General features: G+C 61.3%; 19 protein-coding genes. 13 read left to right on the top strand and 6 right to left on the bottom strand.

The annotated features are described in order from the left end of the window. Positions 1-65: 65 nt before the first annotated feature. From rsmA to FGE05_RS00180, 4 genes are read right to left on the bottom strand one after another with little or no spacing between them, the layout of a single operon-like run. The gene (rsmA, locus tag FGE05_RS00195; protein WP_139640597.1) at positions 66-884 is read right to left on the bottom strand and encodes a 16S rRNA (adenine(1518)-N(6)/adenine(1519)-N(6))-dimethyltransferase RsmA; all 819 of its coding nucleotides are present in this window, start codon (positions 882-884) and stop codon (positions 66-68) included. Continuing rightward, positions 881-1,870, bottom strand: coding sequence for a 4-hydroxythreonine-4-phosphate dehydrogenase PdxA (gene pdxA, locus FGE05_RS00190; protein ID WP_139640595.1), 990 nt, complete (start codon positions 1,868-1,870; stop codon positions 881-883). Before pdxA ends, rsmA begins: the two co-directional genes overlap by 4 nt. Then, positions 1,867-3,183: a peptidylprolyl isomerase SurA gene (surA, locus tag FGE05_RS00185; RefSeq protein WP_139640593.1), complete on the bottom strand. Its 1,317-nt coding sequence runs from the start codon at positions 3,181-3,183 to the stop codon at positions 1,867-1,869. Before surA ends, pdxA begins: the two co-directional genes overlap by 4 nt. Then, positions 3,164-5,989, bottom strand: coding sequence for an LPS-assembly protein LptD (locus tag FGE05_RS00180; protein ID WP_139640591.1), 2,826 nt, complete (start codon positions 5,987-5,989; stop codon positions 3,164-3,166). Before FGE05_RS00180 ends, surA begins: the two co-directional genes overlap by 20 nt. A 130-nt stretch (positions 5,990-6,119) precedes the next feature. Between FGE05_RS00180 and FGE05_RS00175 the strand changes: the two genes are divergently transcribed. The 3 genes from FGE05_RS00175 to FGE05_RS00165 are packed head-to-tail and all read left to right on the top strand — an operon-like array spanning position 6,120 to position 8,582. Then, positions 6,120-7,145: an aminoglycoside phosphotransferase family protein gene (locus FGE05_RS00175; RefSeq protein ID WP_139640589.1), complete on the top strand. Its 1,026-nt coding sequence runs from the start codon at positions 6,120-6,122 to the stop codon at positions 7,143-7,145. Then, the gene (gene murU, locus FGE05_RS00170; RefSeq protein WP_139640587.1) at positions 7,142-7,813 is read left to right on the top strand and encodes an N-acetylmuramate alpha-1-phosphate uridylyltransferase MurU; all 672 of its coding nucleotides are present in this window, start codon (positions 7,142-7,144) and stop codon (positions 7,811-7,813) included. Before FGE05_RS00175 ends, murU begins: the two co-directional genes overlap by 4 nt. A 1-nt stretch (position 7,814) precedes the next feature. Further along, the gene (locus tag FGE05_RS00165; protein WP_139640585.1) at positions 7,815-8,582 is read left to right on the top strand and encodes a TerB family tellurite resistance protein; all 768 of its coding nucleotides are present in this window, start codon (positions 7,815-7,817) and stop codon (positions 8,580-8,582) included. A 103-nt stretch (positions 8,583-8,685) separates the two neighbouring features. On the opposite strand, the gene FGE05_RS00160 is transcribed toward FGE05_RS00165, so the two are convergent. Continuing rightward, positions 8,686-9,681 carry an alpha/beta hydrolase family protein gene (locus tag FGE05_RS00160; protein WP_139640583.1) on the bottom strand — a complete coding sequence of 332 codons (996 nt, stop codon included), beginning with the start codon at positions 9,679-9,681 and terminating at the stop codon, positions 8,686-8,688. Positions 9,682-9,755: 74 nt separating this feature from the next. Between FGE05_RS00160 and FGE05_RS00155 the strand changes: the two genes are divergently transcribed. The 10 genes from FGE05_RS00155 (at position 9,756) to trpE (ending at position 22,184) form a co-directional block, all read left to right on the top strand. Continuing rightward, entirely contained in the window at positions 9,756-12,152 is a 2,397-nt protein-coding gene (locus FGE05_RS00155) for a PAS domain S-box protein (protein WP_139640581.1), read from the top strand. Positions 12,153-12,266: 114 nt separating this feature from the next. Next, a complete protein-coding gene (locus FGE05_RS00150) occupies positions 12,267-12,896 on the top strand; it encodes a response regulator transcription factor (RefSeq protein ID WP_041023954.1) in 630 nt (209 codons plus the stop codon). A gap of 336 nt (positions 12,897-13,232) precedes the next feature. Further along, the gene (locus FGE05_RS00140) at positions 13,233-14,357 is read left to right on the top strand and encodes an ABC transporter ATP-binding protein (protein WP_139640577.1); all 1,125 of its coding nucleotides are present in this window, start codon (positions 13,233-13,235) and stop codon (positions 14,355-14,357) included. Between the two features lie 53 nt (positions 14,358-14,410). Further along, positions 14,411-15,454 carry an ABC transporter substrate-binding protein gene (locus tag FGE05_RS00135; RefSeq protein ID WP_047702277.1) on the top strand — a complete coding sequence of 348 codons (1,044 nt, stop codon included), beginning with the start codon at positions 14,411-14,413 and terminating at the stop codon, positions 15,452-15,454. A 201-nt stretch (positions 15,455-15,655) separates the two neighbouring features. Continuing rightward, positions 15,656-16,903 (top strand): ABC transporter permease, encoded by a 1,248-nt coding sequence (locus FGE05_RS00130; RefSeq protein WP_139640575.1) that lies wholly within the window; start codon positions 15,656-15,658, stop codon positions 16,901-16,903. A 12-nt stretch (positions 16,904-16,915) separates the two neighbouring features. After that, entirely contained in the window at positions 16,916-17,740 is an 825-nt protein-coding gene (locus FGE05_RS00125) for an ABC transporter permease (protein WP_041023958.1), read from the top strand. A 174-nt stretch (positions 17,741-17,914) separates the two neighbouring features. Further along, positions 17,915-19,063, top strand: a complete 1,149-nt coding sequence (locus FGE05_RS00120) for an iron-containing alcohol dehydrogenase (protein ID WP_139640572.1) — start codon at positions 17,915-17,917, stop codon at positions 19,061-19,063. Between the two features lie 78 nt (positions 19,064-19,141). Next, positions 19,142-19,816, top strand: coding sequence for a ribulose-phosphate 3-epimerase (gene rpe / locus FGE05_RS00115; RefSeq protein ID WP_047702273.1), 675 nt, complete (start codon positions 19,142-19,144; stop codon positions 19,814-19,816). Further along, a complete protein-coding gene (locus tag FGE05_RS00110) occupies positions 19,813-20,631 on the top strand; it encodes a phosphoglycolate phosphatase (protein ID WP_139640570.1) in 819 nt (272 codons plus the stop codon). Before rpe ends, FGE05_RS00110 begins: the two co-directional genes overlap by 4 nt. 71 nt (positions 20,632-20,702) lie before the next feature. After that, entirely contained in the window at positions 20,703-22,184 is a 1,482-nt protein-coding gene (gene trpE, locus FGE05_RS00105; RefSeq protein WP_139640568.1) for an anthranilate synthase component I, read from the top strand. Between the two features lie 129 nt (positions 22,185-22,313). Here the strand turns inward: trpE and estP are convergent, their stop codons facing one another. Further along, positions 22,314-24,212, bottom strand: coding sequence for an esterase EstP (estP, locus tag FGE05_RS00100; RefSeq protein WP_139640567.1), 1,899 nt, complete (start codon positions 24,210-24,212; stop codon positions 22,314-22,316). Between the last annotated feature and the right edge of the window lie 250 nt (positions 24,213-24,462).

Below are 24,462 nucleotides of genomic sequence, written 5' to 3'. Positions count from 1 at the left end.
TCAGTCTAGGCCAAGTATCGGGTAGTAAACCAGAGGGGCGTCCTACCCGAGACGGCGATTGTCCGTCAGATGGCTTCGGCTTTTGGTGCAGCCTGTTCGCTAAGCTTGTCGGCCAGGCGCACGAAGGCCGCCAGATCCAGTTGCTCGGGGCGCAGGCTGCCATCGACGCCCGCGGCCTCGATTTCGGCGCTGCTGAGCAGCAACTTCAGCGTATTGCGCAGGGTTTTTCGACGCTGGTTGAAGGCTTCGCGTACGACGCGTTCCAGCAGACGATGGTCCTTGGCCGGGTGCGGCAGCACCGCATGGGGGACGAGGCGGACAATGGCCGAGTCGACTTTGGGGGGCGGGTTGAAGGCCCCAGGGCCGACATTGAACAGGTGTTCGACACGGCAATGGTACTGGACCATGATCGAGAGGCGTCCCCAGTCACCACCGCCAGGACCGGCGGCGAGACGTTCGACCACTTCCTTTTGCAGCATGAAGTGCATGTCGCGAATCAGGCCAGCGTTGCTCAGCAGGTGGAAGATCAATGGCGTGGAGATGTTGTATGGCAGGTTACCCACGACCCGCAGGCTGTTCGGCGCGGCATTCAGACTGTTGAAGTCGAACTTCAGCGCGTCGCCCTGATGCAGGTTGAAGTTGCTCTTGCCGGCAAATTGCTGATTGAGGATCGGAACCAGGTCCTTGTCCAGCTCCACCACGTCCAGTTGCGCGCCGCTACCGAGCAGACCCTCGGTCAGGGCGCCCTGGCCCGGCCCGATTTCCAGCATGCGGTCGTCGGGCTTGGCATTGATGGAGCGCAGGATGCGATCGATCACACCGGCATCATGCAGGAAGTTCTGGCCGAAACGCTTGCGCGCACGGTGTTGGTATTGCTCGGTCATAAATGGGTCTCGGCCATCTGGTAGGCGGTTTCCAGGGCGACCTGCAGGCTGCCGGTATCGATTTTTCCGCTGCCGGCCAGGTCAAGGGCGGTGCCGTGGTCCACCGAAGTGCGGATGATCGGCAGGCCCAGGGTCACGTTGACTGCCGCGCCGAAGCCTTTGTACTTCAGCACGGGCAGGCCCTGGTCATGGTACATCGCCAGCACCGCGTCGCAGTGCTCCAGATATTTGGGGGTAAACAGAGTGTCGGCAGGCAGCGGGCCATGCAGGTTCATGCCTTCGCTGCGCAAGCGCTCCAATGTAGGTTCAATGATGTCGATTTCTTCGCGGCCCAGGTGTCCGCCCTCACCGGCATGGGGGTTGAGCCCGCAGACCAGGATGCGTGGGTGGGCGATGCCGAACTTTTCCTGCAGGTCGGCGTGCAGTATCCGCGTGACACGCTCCAGGCGCTCCGGGGTGATGGCGTCGGCAATGTCCCGCAAGGGCAAGTGGGTGGTCACCAGGGCCACCCGCAGACCACGGGTAGCGAGCATCATCACGACCTGTGCGGTGTGGGTCAGGTCAGCGAGGAATTCGGTGTGCCCGGAAAAGGCGATACCGGATTCGTTGATCACGCTCTTGTGTACCGGCGCGGTGATCATGCCGGCAAAAGCGCCATCCAGGCAGCCCTGGCCGGCCCGGGTCAGGGTTTCCAGAACGAAGCTGGCGTTGGCCTTATCCAGTTGTCCGGTGACGACCGGGGCGCCCAGGGGCGTATCCCAGACATACAGGCTGTTGGCCGGCGCTGGGGTGTCCGGCCAGGCATCCGGTGTCACTGGAAGCAGGTCGACGGCCACGCCCAACTGCGCAGCCCGCTCAAGGAGCAGGTTGCGGCTGGTGATGGCAATCAGGGGATATGGCTGGGGCTGCGCGGCGAGCAACAGGCACAGGTCGGGACCTATGCCGGCAGGCTCGCCGGGCGTCAGCGCGAAACGCTTGGGTTTCACTGCGCTGCCTGGTCTGCACCAGGGAGTTTGATTTCTACGTAGGCTTCGTCGCGGATCTGGCGCAGCCAGGTTTGCAGCTCTTCGTCGTACTTGCGATTGCGCAGGACCGTCATTGCCTGCTGTTCGCGGGCCTGGGTGGTGCTGTCGGTGGCGCGACGGCCAAGGACTTCCAGGACATGCCAGCCATAAGGACTCTTGAACGGCTTGGACAGTTGGCCTTGTGGTGTTTCGGCCATGACCTTGCGGAACTCGGGGACCAGCGCGTTTGGATCAACCCAGTTCAGATCGCCACCGTTGAGGGCCGATCCCGGGTCTTCCGAGAAACTCTTCGCCAGTTCGCCGAAGTCCTCGCCTGCTTCGATGCGGTCGTAGAGCTTCTCCGCCAGACGCTTGGTTTCGGCTTCGCTGCGAATTTCGCTGGGTTTGATCAGGATGTGGCGAACATGTACTTCGTCACGCACCTGCGCGCCGCCACCACGTTTCTCCAGCACCTTCAGGATAATGAAGCCGCCGGGAGTACGGGCAGGCTGGGTAATGTCACCCACCGCCATGGCACTCAGTTCGCGGTCAAACGGAGGCGGCAGCTGAGCGGGTTTGCGCCAGCCCATGTCGCCGCCTTCCAGAGCGTTTTCGCTGCCCGAGCGGGCGACGGCCATTTGACCGAAGTCGGCACCTTGCTTGAGCTGCTGGTAGACATCCATTGCCTGGCGATAAGCGCTCTGAATCGCTTCGGAGTTGGCGCTTTCCGGGGTAGGAATCAGGATGTTCGCCAGGTGCAGCTCTTCGGAAAGCTGCATCTTGCCCAGGTCGGAAGCGAGGAAGTTCTTCACTTCCTGCTCGGAAACCTGGATGCGTTCAGCCACTCGACGCTGGCGCACGCGGCTGATGATCATCTCGCGGCGGATCTGGTCGCGGGCGTCGTCGTAGGACAGGCCATCATGCGCCAACGCGGCGCGGAACTGCTCGATGGTCATGTTGTTGCGCTGGGCAATGGTACCGACGGCCTGGTTCAGCTCTTCGTCAGTGATGCGAATACCGGAGCGTTCGCCGATCTGCAATTGCAGGTTTTCGACGATCAGGCGCTCAAGCACTTGCTGATCCAGCACGCCCGGCGGTGGCAGGCCGCCGCCGCGCTTGGCGATGGTTTGCTGCACTTCATGGACGCGCTGGTCCAACTGGCTCTGCATGACCACGTCGTTATCGACAATGGCCACCACTTTATCGATGGACTGTACCGCGGCGTTGGCCGCGGTACCCAGGAACAGCGCGCCCAGCATCAGCGGGCGCAGACAATCAGAAAGCTTGGTCTTCACGTTCACGATAACCTTGGATGCCTTTGTCGAGGAAGCTCTCTACCTTGGCGCCGGTGAGGCCGCCGAGTCCCTTCAGGACAATTTGGAGGAAGACGCCGTGGTCGCCTTTTTCGTTTTGCGGAGCTTCCTGACTGAATTCGTCATAGGAAACCCAGTAACGATTGATCAGGCGCAGTTTCCAGCAGCAGTTGTCGTATTCGAAACCACCGAAGGCTTCCAGGGTACGATTGCGGTTGTAGTCATACTGCCAGCGGCTGATCGCGTTCCACTGTGGAACGATCGGCCAGATGACCGAGAAATCGTGCTGCTTGATCTTGTAATAGTCCTTCACGTAACCAGGTGTACCCGGGGTGCCGTAGTCGCCACCACCCACTTGCCAGCGGCCGGTGGTCTGGTCATAGCGGACCAGGTCATTGCGATAGCGATAACCGGCGTTGATGACCTTGTTCGGGTTGTCTTCAGGCTGGTAGTGGAACATCGCGCTACCCGAGCGAGGGCTATGGGTGTCCGGGTCCCAGTTGTAGTCGGCGGTGGTGCGCCAGTCGCGGTTCCAGCGGTATTCGTATTCCAGGGCGTAAGGGGAAACGCTGGAGTGCGCATCTTCGCGAGTCTTGAAATCGATACCTGGCAGTTGAACCTCGCGGTCCTTGAAGTAGAAGGCCTGGCCAACGCTGATGCGCTGGCGTTCGAAACCATTTTCTTCGATCCAGCGGTTGGTGACACCCAGGGACAACTTGTTCTCATCGCCGACACGGTCGGAGCCGGTGAAGCGGTTATCCCGGAACAGCGACGAATAGCTGAAGGTGCTTTCGCTGGTATCGAAGACCGGTATGTCGCTCTGGTCTTTCTCCGGTACATAGAGGTAGTACAGGCGCGGCTCCAGGGTCTGGCGATAGTTTTTGCCGAACCACTGGGTGTCGCGATCGAAATACAGGCCACTGTCGACGCTGACGATCGGAACGCCACGGCTCTGGCTGCTGCTATAGGTACCCAGCAGGCGATCTTGCTCGGCAGTCTGCCCAGCGACGTTGGCTTTGCCCCTGTTGTCCAGGTCGAGGTCATATTGGGTGTATTGATACTTGAGCGACGGCTTGATAAAGCCATAGCTCGCGTTCATTGGCAAACTGACTACGGGTGCCAGATTCATCCGATCACCGGTAGCGCGAGCCAAGCCCCAAACGTTCTCGTCCAGGAATGGGGTCCCTGCCACGCCAGTGACGAGATTAATCGGACCACCGTCCTTGTCCTTATACATGCCAGACCTCAGATCCCGATCAAAGCGCACGAATTCCGTGTTGTACGCAAAGTCCAAGCCGCCCGGATGTTGTGGTAGGAAACCGTTGAAGGTAATTTGCGGCAAGCGGTCATACGGCGTGATGTTCGAAATCGTCGCCATCTGATAGGCCTGGACGTTCAGGCGTGCCACATACGAGTCACCACGATAGCTGACCGCGCCCTGCTGGTTCACGTAATCCCTGGACTCGACACCGATCTGATCGGTCTGCAGATCCTGGAAGTAATACGGGTCGCTGATCTTGGTGTAGTCAACTTCCGTCAGCACTCGCGAATCGAGGCCGCCCTTGTGCTGCCAGTTGTACATGTAGCGGGTCTTGCTGTAGTCGGTCTGCTTGCTGCGGTCGTCGTCCTCGTCGTTGAGGTACGCGGCGCCGAACTGACCTTCGCTGGACTTGGTCAGGTAGCGGAATTCGCCTTCCATCAACAGGCCACGCTTGGCCATGTAGCGGGGATACAACGTGGCGTCGTAGTTCGGCGCCAGGTTGAAGTAGTACGGGGTGACCAACATGAAACCGGTGTCGCTGCCACTGCCGATGGTGGGCGGCAGGAAGCCGGACTGGCGACGGTCGTCGATCGGGAAATAGATATAAGGCGTGTAGAGGACCGGGATGTCCTTGACCCGCAGCGTCACGTTGGTCGCGGTACCGAAGCCGGTGGCCGGGTTCAGGGTGATGTTGTTGCCCTTGAGCGTCCAGGCGTTGCTGTTCGGTTCGCACGTGGTGTACGTGCCGTCCTTGAGGCGGATGATCGCGTTCTCGGCACGCTTGGCGTACAGGGCGTTACCGCGGATGCGCGACTTGTGCATCACGTATTCGGCGTTGTCGACCTTGGCTTCGCCGGTGTCCAGCTGGACATCGGCGTGGTCGCCGACAATCAGCGCACCATTGTCGCGAACCCGTACGTTACCGCTCAGCTCGCCACGGTTCTCGGCCTGGTACAGGCTGGCTTCGTCCGCCTCGACCTGCATGCTGCCCTGACGCATGACCACGTCACCGGCCAGGGTCGCCACCTGCTGTTCCTGCTCGTAGCGTGAAGCCTTGGCGCCGAGGAAGGTCGGCGCGTCGCTCTTGGCCGTCTTGTCATTCATGCCAGGACGGGTCGGCTCGATATAGGCACCGGAGCAATAAGGTCCGGTTTCGGCCAATTGCGCAGGGGTGAGGTTCTCCCGTGGAACCCAGTCCAGGTGGCTGTAGTCTGCACTGCGCGACTTCAGGCCGCGGCCCTTGGCTTCGGTGACCAGCACCGGCTTGTCGCCGGCTGCTTCAACCGAACTGCTGCCGGCTGCAGCGTCGCCGCTGTCGGCAACGGCACTGCCTTCATGCACCGGACGTGGCGGCAATGCGGCGGCCGGGGTCTTGGGGGAACAGTCCCAGGCACCCGAAGCGGAGACGGAGCAGTCATACTGCTGCGCCGCGACGACGAATGAAGAGGCCAGGGGTTGCAGGGCCAGCAGACTGCCGGTGACCAGCAACGGAAATTTTTTACGAAACGCGGGGGATTTCAATGCCATCTTATTAGTCCGGGCTTCCTGCGTGCCATCTGCCCGCGGTGTGGGCCGCACGCCTCTCGATGGTCTGAAAAAGATGCTGGATAATAAAGCATGACCCGCTTGACGGCTAGGGCCGTCGGAGACCCTTGCAATGCCCGACCAAGATGTACGCTTGCAACACCTGAAAGTTTGGCTCGATGAGCAACTTCCGATCCTTTTTACTGCACAAGGCTGGGGCCCCGTCCCCCAGGCCACATTGACCGCGGCCAGCAGCGACGCGAGTTTCCGGCGTTATTTCCGCTGGGAAGGCGAGGGCCGCAGCCTGATCGTGATGGATGCGCCGCCACCCCAGGAAAACTGCAAACCCTTCGTGGATATTGCGTTTTTGCTGGCGAAATCCGGAATAAACGTGCCGAAAATTTATGCAGAAGATCTCGAAAGCGGCTTTCTTTTGCTCAATGACTTGGGCAACCAGACCTATCTGGACGTGATCGATGGGGAAAATGCCGACGATTTGTTCCGTGATGCCCTGCAGGCGCTGCTGGCTTTCCAGCAATTGCCGATGGTAGCGCCGTTGCCCAGCTATGACGTTGCATTGCTGCGTCGGGAGCTGGAACTGTTCCCCGAGTGGTACGTCAAGCGCGAGCTGGGCATCGAGTTCGATTCGACACAGCAACGGCTCTGGCAGGAGGCCAGCGACCTGCTGATCGACAGCGCCCTGGCCCAGCCCAAAGTGCTGGTGCATCGCGACTACATGCCGCGCAACCTGATGCTCAGCGAACCGAACCCCGGCGTGCTGGATTTTCAGGATGCGGTCTACGGTCCTGTGACCTACGACGTGACCTGCCTGTTCAAGGACGCCTTCCTCAGTTGGCCCGAGGCGCGCGTGCGTGGCTGGCTGGAGGATTACTGGCGGCAGGCCAGTGCGCTCGGCATCCCCGTCCAGCCGGACATCGAAGACTTCCTGCGGGCCAGCGATCTGATGGGGGTACAGCGCCACCTCAAGGTCATCGGAATCTTCGCGCGCATCTGCCATCGTGATGGCAAGCCGCGTTATCTGGGCGACGTACCGCGCTTCTTCGCTTATATAGAAGCCGTCATTGCTCGTCGTCCTGAACTGGCGCAGTTGCACGCCTTGTTGTCCAGCCTGCCTCGTCCGGCCGGAGCGACGGTATGAAGGCGATGATCCTGGCGGCGGGCAAGGGCGAGCGCATGCGCCCCTTGACCCTGACGACCCCCAAGCCGCTGATTCGCGTCGGCGGCATTCCATTGATCGAATATCACCTGCAGGCGCTGGTCGCGGCCGGCTTCAGCGATATCGTGATCAACCATGCCTGGCTCGGTCAGCAGATCGAGGATCATCTGGGGGACGGTTCGCGATTTGGCGTGCGGATTCGTTATTCGCCAGAAGGGGAGCCGCTGGAGACCGGCGGTGGAATTTTCCGGGCCTTGCCGCTGTTGGGCGATGAGGCGTTCGTGGTGGTCAATGGCGATATCTGGACCGATTACGATTTCAGTGCCTTGCGTGGGCCGCTTGAAGGGCTGGCGCACCTGGTGCTGGTGGATAATCCTGAACATCACCCAGGCGGTGATTTCATCCTGGCCGACGGAAAGGTTCACGAAGGGGAGCCGGCTGCCGACAAACTGACCTATAGCGGCATTGCCGTCCTGCACCCAAGGTTGTTCGAGGGCTGCACGGATGGCGCGTTCAAGCTCGCACCGCTGCTGCGCCGAGCCATGGCAGAGGGGCAAGTCAGTGGCGAGCGCCTGGAAGGGCACTGGGTCGATGTGGGAACCCACGAACGTTTGATGCAAGTCGAAACCTTGATAGAAGCGAGCCGTTGATATGTGGTGGCCAGGGACTCTGATAGGAGCCGGAGCGGGCTTTGCCATAGCCAGCATTCCGGGGGCCATGCTCGGTGCGTTGTTGGGACAGGCGCTGGACCGGCGCCTGAACCTGCACGGCTGGGCACAGGTACGTGAGCGTCTGGGCGGTCGTCCGGCGTTGCGCAACGACGAGCTGTTGTTTGTCTTGTTGGGGCGACTGGCGAAAATCGATGGTCGGGTGGTCGACGGTCACATCCAGCAGGCTCGCCAGGAAATGCGTGCGCTGGACCTGAGCGAGCCGGCACAACGCCGGGCCATTGCGGCATTCAACCGAGGTAAGTCCGGAAACGACCGCTTGCGCGGTTATCTACGCCGTCTCGCCACCCAGCCTCATGCAGCTGAAGGTGTATTGCGGGCCTGTTGGCGGATGGTCTGGGCTGATGGTCGGGCTGGCGCCAGTGAGCGCGAGTTGCTCATCCAGTGGGGCAAGTGGTTGGGCTGGACGCCCCAGCAGGTCCAGGCGCTGGCGATTGATTACGAACCACAGAAGCCGTCGCTGCCCAACAGCGGCGTGACCTATCAGGAAGCGTTGCGTTTGCTGGGGGTGTCAGCCACCACCGAACCCTCGCAGATCAAGCGGGCCTATCGCCGGCTGCTCAGCCGTCACCATCCGGACAAAATTGCCGGTAGCGGCGCGACGCCCTTGCAGGTGCGCGAGGCCACGGACAAGACTCGGGAGCTGCATAACGCTTATCGGTTGATTCGGGAACGGCGGGATTTTCGCTAGTGTCGTTGAATAAATAGTGGCGAGGCCCTGGGGCGGCTTCGCCGCCCGTGGGGATAAATCCCCTCGCCACGAGCCGGTGCCTGGCGAAAGCACCGGGTAAGCCTCATTCACCGGGAGTCTGCGGGTTCAACCACCCTCGAACCCGTCGAAACAACTGCTCCTGCTGCGCCGCCGCATTGGGCAAGGCCTTGAGAGAAACCTGGCTGAAACTCGACCCCTTCAGGCGTTTGCTCGCCTGAAGACGTTCCAGTGCTGCGTTGCGATCCAGCGGTTTGTCCACGTAGAAGACATCTGCGGTTGCCAGTTTCAAGGTCGGCGTGAGTTCGGCCAGGCCAGGTTTGGCGGTGACCGGGGACTGCGCGGCGACCATCACGAAACGTTCTATTTGCGCAGGCTGTTTTTCACTGAGGTAGCGCGCCGCCCAGTAGGCGCCGGTGCCGTGGCCCAACAGCACGATGCGGCGCGAGCTCTGTTGCTCGGCGTAGGCCAGTGCCGCATCGATGCGGGCGAAAATGCGTTCGGCGTCGGCCTTGACATGTTCTTCGTCGGCTTCGGCGACGACCGGGTCGACAGCGTCTGCCTCGCCACCGGCCACCTGCTCGATCGGCGCCGCAGTCGTGGCGTCCGGGGCAGCGGCAGCCATGTCGGCTGGTTTGGTTTGCGGCGGGGTTTCCACTGCGCGCGGTGCGATGACATCGCCTTGTGGGTCTGGCAGCGTGATACTCAGGGTGTTCCATTCGACATCGGGCAGTTTTTTACGCAACGGCCCGATGACTTGAGGCCAGTCAGCGGTTTCACCGGCCCCAGGGATTATGATGACTGCGCCTTTGGGGTCACTGGTGTTGGCCGGTTTCCAGAGAGCCAGGAAGGTATCGCTACCGGTCTGCAGCTGTTGTTGTTCCTGTGGCGGGATTTTTCGTTCCAGCGCGGCCGCTTCTTCCTGGCTACGCTCGAGCAGGGGTTGGCGCTCGAGCGGTTTTGTCTCGGTGGGTTGATCCGTCACGGCAGGCGCCGGTTCGGCAGCCTGTACAGAAAACGCACTCGGCAGGATCAGCGACAGGCACAATGCTGGCAATGCCAGGCGGTGGACAAAGGGCATCGGATATTCCAGGGCCAGAAGTATTTCCGGCAGCCTAATGGGTTGGTCAGTATTTGTCAGTGCATGAGAGTTCAATGATGCGTTTTTGCTGTCTGTGGGTTATCGGCTGTTTATGGCTTCCCTTGATGACGTGGGCGGCGCCCGCGCCTTCAGCCCATGGCGTGCAATGGAGTGCCGAACAACACCAATGGTTGACACAACATCCCCAACTGCGGGTTGGCCTGGTCCTGCAGGCGCCGTATGCGCAGTACGATCGGCGTCTGCAACGCCTGTCCGGCACCAACGTCGAGTTGATGCAGTGGCTGGGCAAGATGTTGAATGTCGAGCTGACCTGGCGCAATTTCCAGGACGTGGCGCAACTGGAGGCCGCGCTGCGCGACGGTGAGGTGGATATCGCCCCGGGCCTGACCCAGACCCCGGGTGGACTCAGGCTCTGGCTGTTTTCCGATCCGTACATGCGCGTGCCGCAGTTGATTGTCGGTGAGCAGAAAAGCGCCGAGGGCGTGGAGCTGGAAAAGCTCGGCGCCCAGGTCCGGGTCGCGGTACGCATGCCCAGCGCCACGGCGGATTACCTGCATGGCACCTATCCGATGCTGAATCTGCAAGGCGTACCGATGGAACGTGAGGCCCTGCAACTGCTGCTCACTCAGCAGGCCCGATACGCGGTGGTCGACGAGGCGCAGTTGGGCAGGCTCATGGTCGAGCCGGAGTTCGCCGAGTTGGCGGTGGTCGGTGACATCGGGCTGCCGCAACTGCTGCGGGTCGCTACGCGTCGGGACTGGCCGGAACTGGCTGAGATCGTCGACAAGGGGCTGCAGGCGATTCCCGCCAGGGAACTGGAGCAACTGCACAGCCGCTGGCTCAAGCCCAAGTATCCGCGCCTGACCGAAACCCCGGGGTTCTGGCAGAACCTGACGTTGTTGATGCTGGCCTTGCTATTGAGCGCCATCGCCATCGTATTCTGGCAGCGTCGCCAGCAACGTGGGCTGGAGCGTCGTCTGCGCTCTGCGCGTGAAGACATCGCCCAGCGTGCCGCCAGCGAAGAAGCGCTGCGGCTCACCCAGTTTTCCATCGATCAAAGTACGGTCGGCATTCTCTGGGTCAACTGGGACAGCCATGTGCGTTATGCCAACCGCGCCGCTGAAACCATGCTTGGCTATGGACCCGGTGCGATCATCGAGCGCCCTTTGATCGATTTCGAGCCGGGCCTGCACATGGATCGCTGGTTGAGCCTGTGGAAGCGCGCCCGGGCCAGCGAGGACGGACCGCAGAGCTTCGAGACCGAGTGCGTGCGGGCCGATGGCAGTATCCTGCCGGCCGATGTTTCCCTGAGCTTCCTGCGTTTCCGTGATGCGGAATACCTGGTGGTCTACCTCAACGACGTGACTGAGCGCCGCCGCGCGCTGGCGGCGTTGCGCGAAAGCGAAGCGCGTCTGCAAGGCATCGCGGCCAACGTGCCGGGCCTGGTCTTTCGCCTGGAACGGGCACCGGTGACCGGGCAGATCGATTTTGCCTACATCAGCGAAGGCAGCGAAAGCCTGGTGGGTTACTCCCCCGCGACCCTGGCTCGCAGCGACACCGGTCTGCGCAGCCTGGTGCATCCGGAGGACAAGGCCGATTATCACCGTACCCAGGACCAGGCGTTGGACAGCGACAGTGACTGGTCGTGGCAGGGGCGCATCCTGACCCGTGAAGGCCGGGAGCGCTGGGCCGAGATCAAGGCAATCACCCGGCGTCTCGAGGATGGCGCCTACGTCTGGGACGGCATTGTCTGGGACATCACCGAAAGCAAGCGTATCGAGCTGGAGCTGGCCAGCTCCCGGGAGCAACTGCGCGAATTGTCGGCGCACCTGGAAAGTGTGCGGGAAGAGGAAAAAGCCCGTATCGCCCGGGAAGTCCACGACGAGTTGGGGCAGATGTTGACGGTGTTGAAGCTGGAGACTTCCATGTGCGAATTGGCCTATGCGCAACTGGACCCCGGCCTGCAGGAGCGACTCAACAGCATGAAGCGTCTGATCGCTCAGCTGTTCCAGTTGGTGCGAGATGTGGCGACGGCGTTGCGACCGCCTATTCTCGATGCCGGTATCGCCTCGGCCATCGAATGGCAGGCCCGACGCTTCGAGGCGCGTACGCAGATCCCGTGTCTGGTGCAGGTGCCCGACAATCTGCCGCCCTTAAGCGATGCCAAGGCGATCGGCCTGTTCCGTATTCTCCAGGAAGCGCTGACCAACGTGATGCGTCATGCCCAAGCGCACACCGTGGAGTTGACGCTGGTTTGCGAAGGCGATGAATTGTGTCTGATCGTGAGTGATGACGGTGTAGGATTTATTGCCGATACAGGTCGGCCGACATCTTTTGGGTTGGTAGGGATGCGCGAACGGGTACTGATCATGGGCGGGCGATTGTCCCTGGAAAGTGAACCGGGGGAGGGGACTACCTTGGCGGTATGGGTGCCGTTGCATGATGGCTGATGGGTGGGTTGCCTGGGCGGGCCAATCGCGAGCAGGCTCGCTCCCACAGGGCTATGTGGACATTAATGTGGGAGCGAGCCTGCTCGCGATTGGATTCTGAATCTGGAGAAGAACGTGATCCGTGTACTGGTAGCCGAAGACCACACCATCGTCCGTGAAGGCATCAAACAATTGATCGGCCTGGCAAAGGATCTGGTGGTGGCGGGAGAGGCGAGCAACGGCGAGCAGTTGCTCGAAACCCTGCGGCACGTGCCCTGCGAAGTGGTGCTGCTGGATATTTCCATGCCGGGGGTCAATGGCCTGGAGGCGATCCCGCGAATCCGTGCGCTGAACAATCCACCGGCGATCCTGGTGTTGTCGATGCATGACGAGGCGCAGATGGCGGCCCGGGCGCTGAAGGTCGGTGCGGCTGGCTACGCGACCAAGGACAGCGACCCGGCATTGCTGCTCATGGCGATTCGTAAAGTCGCGGCAGGCGGTCGTTACATCGACCCGGACCTGGCCGACCGCATGGTGTTCGAAGTCGGCCTGACCGACGCGCGCCCGTTGCATTCGCTGCTGTCCGAGCGCGAGTTCTCGGTCTTCGAACGTCTTGCCCAAGGTGCCAACGTCAACGACATCGCCCAGCAGTTGGCCCTGAGCAGTAAAACCATCAGCACCCACAAGGCGCGCTTGATGCAGAAGCTCAACATTACTTCGCTGGCGGAACTGGTGAAGTATGCGATGGAGCATAAGTTGCTCTAGGCCCGCCACAGATCCTTTGTGGGAGCGAGCCTGCTCGCGATAGCGGTGGGTCAGCTTGCATCAATGCTGAATGTGCCGCCGTCATCGCGAGCAGGCTCGCTCCCACAGGGCGCTCGAGTTGGCATGTCCATTTGCGACATGCCTCAGAGCACGCAATTTCAGCGTTTATCACAAAAGCCCCGACGCTTTTATCCAATCCCGCCGTCCTTGTAGGGCGATCCCTACCCCGACTCTTCCATCCGCCTGAGGCGATTCTCTCCTGCGCCCCGATTTGCGTGGGCACGAGGCTCCACTAGGCTTGATTCACAAGCAGTCATCAATACAAAAGGTGCGGGTATGAGCCAGGTCGATTCAAGCGCGGGGACCAGTGATGTGCTGGTCAGCTTTCGTGGTGTGCAAAAGAGCTACGATGGCGAGAACCTGATCGTCAAGGACCTCAACCTGGACATTCGCAAAGGCGAATTCCTGACCTTGCTCGGGCCGTCCGGCTCCGGCAAGACCACCAGCCTGATGATGCTCGCGGGTTTTGAAACCCCAACCGCCGGTGAAATCCAGTTGGCCGGCCGTGCCATCAACCATGTGCCGCCCCACAAGCGCGACATCGGCATGGTGTTCCAGAACTATGCCCTGTTCCCCCACATGACCGTCGCCGAGAACCTGGCGTTCCCATTGACCGTGCGTGGCCTGAACAAGAGCGATGTCAGCGACCGCGTGAAACGGGTACTGAGCATGGTCCAGCTGGACACCTTCGCCCAGCGTTACCCGGCGCAATTGTCCGGCGGCCAGCAGCAGCGTGTCGCCCTGGCCCGGGCGCTGGTGTTCGAGCCACAACTGGTGCTGATGGACGAACCCCTCGGCGCACTGGACAAGCAACTGCGTGAACACATGCAGATGGAAATCAAACACCTGCACCAGCGTCTCGGCGTGACCGTGGTCTATGTGACCCACGACCAGGGCGAAGCCTTGACCATGTCCGACCGCGTGGCGGTGTTCCATCAGGGCGAAATCCAGCAGATCGCCCCGCCGCGCACGCTCTACGAAGAACCCAAAAATACGTTCGTCGCCAACTTCATTGGCGAAAACAACCGTCTCAGCGGTCGCCTGCACAGCCAAACCGGCGATCGCTGCCTGGTGGAGTTGGGCCGTGGCGAAAAGGTCGAGGCACTGGCGGTCAATGTCGGCAAGCCTGGCGAGCCGGTGACCCTGTCGATCCGTCCGGAGCGGGTGAGCCTCAACGGCGCAAGCGAACAATGTGTCAACCGCTTCTCAGGGAGGGTGGCGGAATTCATCTATCTGGGCGACCACGTCCGGGTTCGCCTGGAAGTCTGCGGCAAGAACGACTTCTTCGTGAAACAGCCGATTGCCGAGCTCGATCCCGAGCTGGCCGTCGGCGACGTGGTTCCGCTTGGCTGGCAGGTTGAGCACGTGCGTGCGCTCGACCCACTTCTAGAGGCGAATTGATCGCCCCCCTGCTGTAATCAACACACCAACCCTGCATGTGGAGAGAACAATAAATGTTGAGATCCCTGAAGTTCACCGCCCTGACCCTGGGCATGATGGGTGCGGCAAGCGCGATGGCGGCGGGCCCGGACCTGACCGTGGTGTCTTTTGGCGGGGCGAACAAGGCGGCTCAGGTCAAAGCCTTTTACGCACCGTGGGAAGCGGCCGGCAACGGCAAGATCGTGGCTGGCGAGTACAACGGCGAAATGGCCAAGGTCAAGGCCATGGTCGACACCAAGAGCGTCTCGTGGGACCTGGTTGAAGTCGAGTCCCCTGAATTGTCCCGTGGTTGCGACGAAGACATGTTCGAGCAACTCGACCCGGCGCTGTTCGGCAAGACCGAAGACTACGTCAAGGGCGCCATCCAGCCTTGCGGCGTAGGCTTCTTCGTATGGTCGACCGTCCTGGCCTACAACGCCGACAAACTGAAAACCGCGCCCACCAGTTGGGCGGATTTCTGGGACACCAAGCAATTCCCGGGTAAGCGTGGCCTGCGCAAGGGCGCCAAGTACACCCTGGAATTCGCCTTGATGGCCGACGGTGTCGCGCCAAAAGACGTCTACAAGGTGTTGGCTGGCAAGGATGGTCAGGATCGCGCGTTCAAGAAGCTCGACGAACTCAAGCCGAACATCCAGTGGTGGGAGGCCGGCGCACAGCCGCCGCAGTACCTGGCCTCCGGTGACGTGGTCATGAGCTCGGCCTACAACGGCCGGATCGCCGCGGTACAGAAAGAAAGCAACCTGAAAGTGGTGTGGAACGGCGGTATCTACGACTTCGACGCCTGGGCCATCCCGCGCGGCCTGGACAAGACCCGCGCCGAAGCGGCGAAGAAATTCATCGCCTACTCGGTGGCGCCACAGCAGCAGAAGACCTACTCGGAAAACATCGCCTACGGCCCGGCCAACACCCAGGCAGTACCGTTGCTGTCCAAGGATGTCTTGAAAGACATGCCGACCACCCCGGAAAACATCGCCAACCAGGTACAGATCGATGTCAGCTTCTGGGCTGACAACGGTGAGCAACTGGAACAGCGCTTCAACTCCTGGGCTGCGAAGTAACCCAACCCGCTGAAGGCTGGATAGGGTCCATGTGGGAGCGAGCCTGCTCGCGATAGCTGTCTGTCAGACACATCGATAATGAATGCGTCGCAGCCATCGCGAGCAGGCTCGCTCCCACAGGACGTCAGTCTCGGGTGTTTCAAAAGAACAGGGGCGGCACACCGTCCCTGTAACGATAAAAAAAGATTTGCGGAGTTCGCCATGGCCATCGCCGTTCCACTGAACGCGGGCACCAGCCCCACCTTGAAGCAGCGGCTCAAGCGCGCCGAGCGGGTCAACCGCTGGAAGGCCCAGGCCTTGATCGCGCCGCTGGTGCTGTTTCTGTTGCTGGTGTTCCTGGTGCCAATCGTGGCGCTGTTGTTCAAAAGCGTCAGCAACCCGGAAGTGGTCGGCACCATGCCGCGTACCGTGGCTGCGATTGCAGCGTGGGATGGGCGCGGTTTACCTGGGGAACCGGTGTACAAGGCCGCCAGTGAAGACCTGGCCGAAGCGCGCAAGAATCAGACTCTGGGCGACTTGTCCAAGCGCCTGAACATGGAATCGGCCGGCTATCGCAGCCTGCTGACCAAGACCGCTCGTGCGTTGCCATTTGCCAGCGAACCGCCTTCTTATAAAGAAGCACTGGAAAACCTCGATGAGCGTTGGGGCGATCCCGCGTATTGGCAGGTGATCCGCCGCAATACCAGCAACGTTACCCCCTATTACCTGCTGGCGTCCGTCGATCATCGCATCGACGACCTCGGCGAACTGGCCCCGGCCACGCCTGACCAGGCGATCTACCTCGACATTTTTGCCCGTACATTCTGGATGGGCCTGGTCATCACCGCGATCTGCCTGGTACTGGCTTATCCACTGGCCTACCTGTTGGCGAACCTGCCGTCGCGCCAGAGCAACCTGCTGATGATCCTGGTGCTGCTGCCGTTCTGGACTTCGATCCTGGTACGGGTGGCGGCGTGGATCGTACTGTTGCAATCCGGAGGCCTGATCAACAGTGCCCTGCTGGCCATGGGCGTCATCGACAAGCCTCTGGAGTTGGTCTTCAACCGTACCGGTGTCTACATTTCGATGGTCCACATCCTGCTGCCGTTCATGATCCTGCCGATCTACAGCGTGATGAAGGGCATCTCGCCCACCTACATGCGGGCGGCGATTTCCCTGGGCTGTCATCCATTTGCCAGTTTCTGGCGGGTGTACTTCCCGCAGACCTATGCCGGTATCGGCGCCGGTTGCCTGTTGGTGTTCATCCTCGCTATCGGCTACTACATCACCCCGGCGTTGCTGGGCAGCCCGAACGACCAGATGGTCAGCTACTTCGTCGCGTTCTACACCAACACCAGCATCAACTGGGGCATGGCCACGGCGCTCGGCGGGCTGCTGTTGCTGGCGACCATCGTGCTTTATCTGATTTACAGCTGGCTGGTGGGCGCCAGTCGCCTGCGCCTGAGCTAAGGGGAGATCGAAATGCTGAGTCCTTACATGTCTCCCGTCGAACGGGTGTGGTTCTACTGCTTGCGTACGCTCTGCGGACTGATTCTGTTGTTCCTGATCCTGCCGGTGCTGGTGATCGTGCCACTGTCGTTCAACTCCGGCAGTTTCCTGGTGTATCCGCTGCAGGGCTTTTCGCTGCACTGGTATCAGGACTTCTTCGCCTCGGCCGAGTGGATGCGGGCGTTGAAGAACAGCATCATCGTGGCCCCGGCTGCCACGTTGCTGGCGATGGTCTTCGGTACGCTGGCGGCCATTGGCCTGACCCGTGGCGATTTCCCGGGCAAGGCGCTGGTCATGGCGCTGGTGATTTCACCTATGGTGGTCCCGGTGGTGATCATCGGCGTGGCCAGCTACCTGTTCTTCGCGCCGCTGGGAATGGGCAACAGTTTTATCTCGTTGATCGTGGTCCACGCGGTGCTTGGCGTACCGTTCGTCATCATCACCGTCTCGGCGACCTTGCAGGGCTTCAACCATAACCTGGTGCGAGCCGCCGCCAGCCTGGGCGCTTCGCCATTGACGGCGTTTCGTCGGGTGACCTTGCCGTTGATCGCTCCGGGTGTGATCTCCGGGGCGTTGTTCGCCTTCGCGACTTCATTCGATGAAGTTGTGGTGACCCTGTTCCTCGCCGGCCCCGAGCAGGCCACCCTGCCACGGCAGATGTTCAGCGGCATTCGCGAAAACCTCAGTCCTACCATCGCGGCGGCGGCGACGCTGTTGATCGCCTTCTCGGTGATCCTGCTGCTGACCCTGGAGTGGTTGCGTGGGCGTAGCGAGAAACTGCGTACCACCCAAGCCTGAGTACTCTGTGGGAGCGAGCCTGCTCGCGATAGCGGACTGACATTCAGCCTCTATGTTGAATGTCCCACCGCTATCGCGAGCAGGCTCGCTCCCACAAGGACTTGCGGCGTATTCACGATCCGCAATACCGAGCTATCCTTGTGCCAGCCCATATTCGAACAAGAGGCCGTGCACATGAGTCTTTCCTCATTCAAGATCGCCCACAAACTGATCACCGGTGCTGCTGCCATTGAGCAACTGGCGGCCGAGCTGACACGGCTGGATGTGGATAACCCGCTGATCGTCACCGACGCCGCGCTGGTCCGGTCCGGCACCGTGAACCTGGCCCTGCAGCACTTGGGCGGGCGCGACTACGAGATTTTCGACCGGGTCATGCCGGACCCGGAGATCGCCATCGTCGAAGATTGCATGCAGGCCTACCGCGACGGCGGCCATGATGGCCTGATCGGCCTCGGCGGTGGCAGTGCCATCGACATTGCCAAGTGCGTGGGCGTCTACGCCGGTTATCACGGCGAGCTGCAGGACATGTTCGGTGTCGACCAGGTCCCCCGCAAGGGCCCGCCGATGATTGCCATTCCCACCACGGCGGGGACCGGCTCGGAGGTCACCAACGTGGCGATCCTTTCCGACAAGGCTGCACAATTGAAGAAGGGCATTGTCAGCGATTATCTGTTGCCGGACGTGGCGCTGGTCAGCCCGCAGATGACCCTGACCTGTCCTCCCGGCGTGACCGCGGCCAGTGGTGTCGATGCGCTGGCTCATGCTGTCGAGTCCTACCTTTCGCTCAATGCCTCGCCGATCACCGATGCCCTGGCCATCGGTGCGATCAAACTGATCAGCCGCGCGTTGCCCAAGGCCTTTGCCAACCCGGCTCACCTGCAGGCCCGCGAGGATATGGCAACCGCCAGCCTGATGGCCGGCATGGCGTTCGGCAATGCCGGGGTCGGCGCGGTGCATGCGCTGGCTTATCCATTGGGCGGGCGCTTTCACGTGTCCCATGGCGTCGCCAACGCCTTGCTGCTGCCCTATGTCATGCAGTGGAACAAAATGGCCTGCGTGGAGCGCATGCGGGATATTGCCGAAGCGATGGGCATAAAGACCGGCCACTTGAGTGATCTTGAAGCCGCCGACGAAGCGGTGAAGGCCATGGCCGCGTTGTGTAGCGCCGTAGAGATCCCCAAGGGCTTGAGCGGCCTGGGTGTCACCGAGGACGTGATTCCGTCCATGGCCGTGGAGGCTGCGGGGATCGAGCGGTTGATGCGTAACAATCCACGCAAGCTGAGCGTCGCTGATATCGAGAAGATCTACCGCGCAGCGTATTGATCGTCGGCCACGGTGGGCGCGCCAAACCTTGAGGTATACAATGCGCGCCATCGCGATTTCGCTCAAAACAGGTGCGTCATGCAGCCCTTCGCCATTGCTCCGTCGATTCTCTCCGCCGACTTCGCCCGCCTGGGCGAAGAAGTGGACAACGTCCTGGCCGCCGGGGCCGACATCGTGCACTTCGATGTCATGGACAACCACTACGTACCCAACCTGACCATCGGCCCGATGGTCTGCGCGGCACTGCGCAAGTACGGCATCACCGCGCCGATCGACGCGCACCTGATGGTCAGCCCGGTGGACCGTATCGTCGGCGACTTCATCGAAGCCGGTGCCACCTACATCACGTTCCACCCCGAAGCCACGCTGCACGTCGATCGCTCCTTGCAGTTGATCCGTGAGGGCGGCTGCAAGGCTGGCCTGGTGTTCAACCCCGCGACACCGCTGGACGTACTCAAGTACGTGATGGACAAGGTCGATATGATCCTGTTGATGAGCGTCAACCCTGGTTTCGGCGGTCAGAAGTTCATCCCGGCGACCCTCGACAAGCTGCGCGAGGCCCGTGCGCTGATCGATGCCTCGGGACGTGACATTCGCCTGGAAATCGACGGCGGCGTGAACGTGGGCAATATCCGCGAGATCGCCGCGGCCGGCGCCGACACCTTCGTTGCAGGTTCGGCGATCTTCAACGCGCCGGACTACAAGGAAGTCATCGAAAAAATGCGCGCCGAACTGGCTCTGGCCCGTCCATGAGCGGTTTCGAGCAGCTGTTCCCCGGCAGCCTGCCGCGTCTGGTGATGTTCGACCTCGATGGCACACTGGTCGATTCGGTCCCGGACCTCGCGGCAGCGGTGGACGACATGCTGCTCAAGCTCGGACGCCCGCCTGCCGGCCTCGAGGCGGTGCGCCATTGGGTTGGCAACGGTGCGCCCATGCTGGTGCGCCGGGCCCTGGCCAATCACATCGACGCCCAGGGAGTCGATGACGCCGAGGCCGAGCGAGCGTTGGAGTTGTTCAACGAAGCCTATGAAGGCAATCACCCGCTGACGGTGGTCTACCCCGGTGTGCGCTCGACCCTCAAGTGGCTGCACAAGCAAGGCGTGGAAATGGCGTTGATCACCAACAAGCCGGAACGCTTTGTCGCGCCGTTGCTGGACCAGATGAAAATCGGCCGCTACTTCCGCTGGATCATCGGCGGCGACACCTTGCCGCAGAAGAAGCCCGACCCGGCGGCGCTGTTCTTCGTCATGAAAATGGCCAACATCCCGGCCTCCCAATCGTTATTTGTCGGCGACTCGCGCAGCGATGTGCTGGCGGCGAAAGCGGCGGGGGTCAAGTGCGTGGCGCTGAGTTATGGCTACAACCACGGCCGGCCGATCGCTGAAGAGTTTCCCTCGCTGGTGATCGACGACCTGCGCCTGTTAATTCCCGGTTGCCTGGACCCGGCCGCTGAGATAACGTTGCCCGATGCTGTTCAATCCTCTTCTGGAAACGCCATCGTGGTGGTCACTCGCAAACTCTGGATGAAAGTCATGAAGGCCCTGGCCCGCTGGCGTTGGCGCGCCTGACTTGATCCTGGCCGGTTATCCGGCGCGTTTGCATACCTGACTGTCAGCTCCTCTTGCCACGAGGCACCCTCATGATCCGCGAAGAATTCCTGCGCCTGGCCGCTGCCGGCTACAACCGTATCCCGCTCGCCTGCGAAACCCTGGCCGACTTCGACACACCGCTGTCGATCTACCTCAAGCTGGCCGACCAGCCCAATTCCTACCTGCTCGAATCGGTGCAGGGCGGCGAAAAATGGGGCCGTTACTCCATCATCGGCCTGCCGTGCCGTACGGTGCTGCGGGTCCATGACCATCGCATCAGCGTGACCCATGACGGCGTCGAGATCGAAAGCCACGAGGTCGAAGACCCGCTGGCCTTCGTCGAAACCTTCAAGGCCCGCTACAACGTGCCGACCATCCCCGGTCTGCCACGGTTCAACGGTGGCCTGGTGGGGTATTTCGGCTACGACTGCGTGCGCTATGTGGAAAAACGCCTGGGCACTTGCCCGAACCCGGACCCCCTGGGCGTGCCGGACATCCTGCTGATGGTTTCCGATGCGGTGGTGGTCTTCGACAACCTCGCTGGCAAGATGCACGCGATTGTCCTGGCGGATCCTTCCCAGGACGATGCTTACGAGCAAGGTCAGAAAAGCCTGCAGGACCTGTTGGAAAAGCTTCGTCAGCCGATCACCCCGCGTCCGGGGCTGGATTTCAGCAAGCAGGCGGCGGCCGATCCAGTGTTCCGTTCCAGCTTTACCCAGGCCGATTACGAAAGGGCCGTCGATACCATCAAGGAATACATCCTGGCGGGCGACTGCATGCAGGTGGTGCCGTCGCAACGGATGTCCATCGACTTCAAGGCCGCGCCCATCGATCTGTACCGGGCATTGCGCTGCTTCAACCCGACGCCTTACATGTACTTCTTCAATTTCGGTGATTTCCACGTCGTGGGCAGTTCGCCGGAAGTGCTGGTGCGAGTCGAGGACAACCTGATCACCGTGCGACCGATTGCCGGCACCCGCCCTCGTGGCGCGACGGAGGAGGCGGATCGGGCGCTGGAAGAGGACCTGTTGTCGGATGCCAAGGAAATCGCCGAGCACCTGATGCTGATCGACCTGGGCCGCAACGATACCGGGCGGGTTTCGGAGGTCGGCTCGGTGAAGCTCACCGAGAAGATGGTCATCGAACGTTATTCCAACGTGATGCACATCGTGTCGAACGTCACCGGCCAGTTGAAGGCCGGGTTGACGGCCATGGACGCCTTGCGGGCGATCCTGCCGGCGGGGACCTTGTCCGGTGCGCCAAAAATCCGCGCGATGGAAATCATCGATGAACTGGAACCGGTCAAGCGTGGTGTATACGGTGGTGCCGTGGGTTATTTCGCCTGGAACGGCAACATGGACACCGCCATTGCCATCCGGACGGCCGTGATCAAGAACGGCGAACTCCATGTGCAGGCCGGTGGCGGCATCGTTGCCGATTCGGTACCAGTGCTGGAATGGGAAGAAACCCTGAACAAGCGCCGGGCAATGTTCCGTGCCGTGGCGCTGGCCGAGCAGACTCCGAGCGACTGAGTTCACCTGCATCTGTGAGCCACAATCACTGTGGGAGCGAGCCTGCTCGCGATTGACGGCGGCACTTCAAGAGCAATGTGTCTGATGTGTCGCCATCGCGAGCAGGCTCGCTCCCACAGGGGGCCTCGATCAAAAGTCCAGACTGACCCCGACATTCACCCCTTGCTGGGTGAAATCATCATCCTTGCGCAATGTATAACCGCCCCGCAGTGCCAGATCGTTGGTCAGCTTATGGCTGATCCCCAGACTCAGGCGACTCAGGTGGCTCTGTGGCGTATAGCCTTCAAGCGTGAAGTCGTTGGCCGGCAGGCTGTTGAGGGCAATGTTCACCTTCTGCGTATCATCTTCATACTCACGTTCGTGGGCGTATTCGCCAAACACCTGGGTCTGGCGGGTGAAGTTGTATTTGCCCTGTAAGCCAATGCCCAGGCGTTTCGAGTCACGGGTCTGATCATCGAATGTCAGGGCCGTGGAACGGTTGCTCTTCTCGGAATAACCGTCGACTTCTACCTTCGCATAATCGGCACTGATGAACGGTGACAGGTGCCATTCACTGCCGGGCCGGGCAATGTCGTAGCCCACGCGACTGCTGAACGCCCAGAGACGACCGTCGGTATCGCCTTTTTCCTGTGCCTGGCTGGCGCCCAGGTCGAACTTGCGTTCCAGGTTGTCGTAGTCGAGCTTGCCGCCGGTCAGCGCAGCATCGGCCCACCAGCGATTCTGCTGGAACTGGGCAAAGGCGGTGGCCAGGTAGCTGTTGAGCGTGTAGTCCGAGTCGTTATGACCTGCTTCCATGTCCTGGCGATAGAAACCGGCGGCCACCCCGACGCGCCAGGCTTCGCTGAGGCGGTAACTGCCTCCGATATTCAGGCTCTGGCCACTGCCATCGGCGCTGGCGCTGTTGCTCTGGCTGTCCAGGTCCAGATGCTGGCCGCCGCCCGCGACGATCGCTCGCCACTGACCAACCGCTTGCCAGCTGTCCCAGTCCGATTGCCATTGGTTGCGTAGCTCGTCCTGGTGGGCACGCAGCGTCGAATGGGCCATTTCAGGCAGCAATGTCAGCTCCCAGGGTGCCGAGAGCAGGGAGTAGGCATAGTCGGCGATCAGCTTCTGTCCGGCTTCGGTGGGGTGGACCGAATCGTTGTAGACCAGTTTGCTCGGATCAGGTGTGGCGCTGTGGATGCCATAAGTCGGGTTTTCCGTGCAGCCATTACCGCTGAAACAAGTAGCGACGAGGTTCGTACCACTGGCAAAGCCGAATCGTGCGGGGGCGGCGAAGCTTTCCTGCAGCAACAGTGGAACATTCAGTGGAATGACTTCGGCGTCGATACCTTGCAGTCGGGTGATCAACTGCTGGTTGAACTGGTTGCTGAGTTGCGAGACAGCACTCTGCAAAGGGGTGCCATTCAAGGCTGGTGTCAGGCCGAGGTCGGGCAGCAGCCAGACCATTACGTATCGGGCGCCCGCCGTTTGCAGGGTCTGGACACTGTCGGCCAGGCGGTTCGCGGCGGCGCGCGCCTGCACAGGGCTTAACACCAGGCCTTGGAGAAAATCGTTACCGCCTCCGGAAATGTAATACAGGGCGTTCGGGTCGGCGCGCCGTCCGTTGGCCAGGTAGCCGGCACGACTACGTTCGCCGGTATCGGAAACGGTGGTGATCGAGTCGAGAATCTGGTCGGTACGATAGCCACCCACGGCCCAGTTGTTGCCATCCGCCAAGCCCGCGCTGGCACGGGCCGCCGAGGTCGAGGCGGCGGTTTCATCGGCGGAGTAGCCCAACCGTCCACCGAGCAGTTGGGTGGCGTTGGCGGAATAGACCTCGCCGCTGCCATCCAGGTAGACCGGGCCGGTACGGTTGGTAAAGCGTCGGGTTGCCCCGGCCGGTCCGTCGGGGTCGGTGAGCTGGCCGGCGTCGTTGAGGCTGTCGCCGAAGACGATGAAGCTGGAGTAGGGGGCTGCGCTTGCGTGGGTACCGGCCATCACCAGCAGGCAAGCGGTGACGGGAATGAACAACGTTTGTCTGATCATGGGCAAAGTCCGTTTTGTCTTGTCGTTGTTGGAATAACGACAGCGCCAGACTGTTTGCGTTCGGCCATCCATCCGGAACGTTGCGATTGTTTGCAAGCCCGTCGGGTCGCTCATATTGCGCGCTCCGCCTAGCTAAGCTACTGTGCCGGGACGTATGAACGAGACTTCCCCCGTGTCGATTGTCAGCAAACTTCTGGATCAAATGATCAAGGCTCACGCCCGTTGGCGTTGGCGCGCCTGACCGTTCTCT

Source organism: Pseudomonas sp. ICMP22404, from assembly GCF_006227205.1.
Classification (GTDB): Bacteria; Pseudomonadota; Gammaproteobacteria; order Pseudomonadales; family Pseudomonadaceae; genus Aquipseudomonas.
This window is presented reverse-complemented; position numbering and strand designations above follow the sequence as displayed.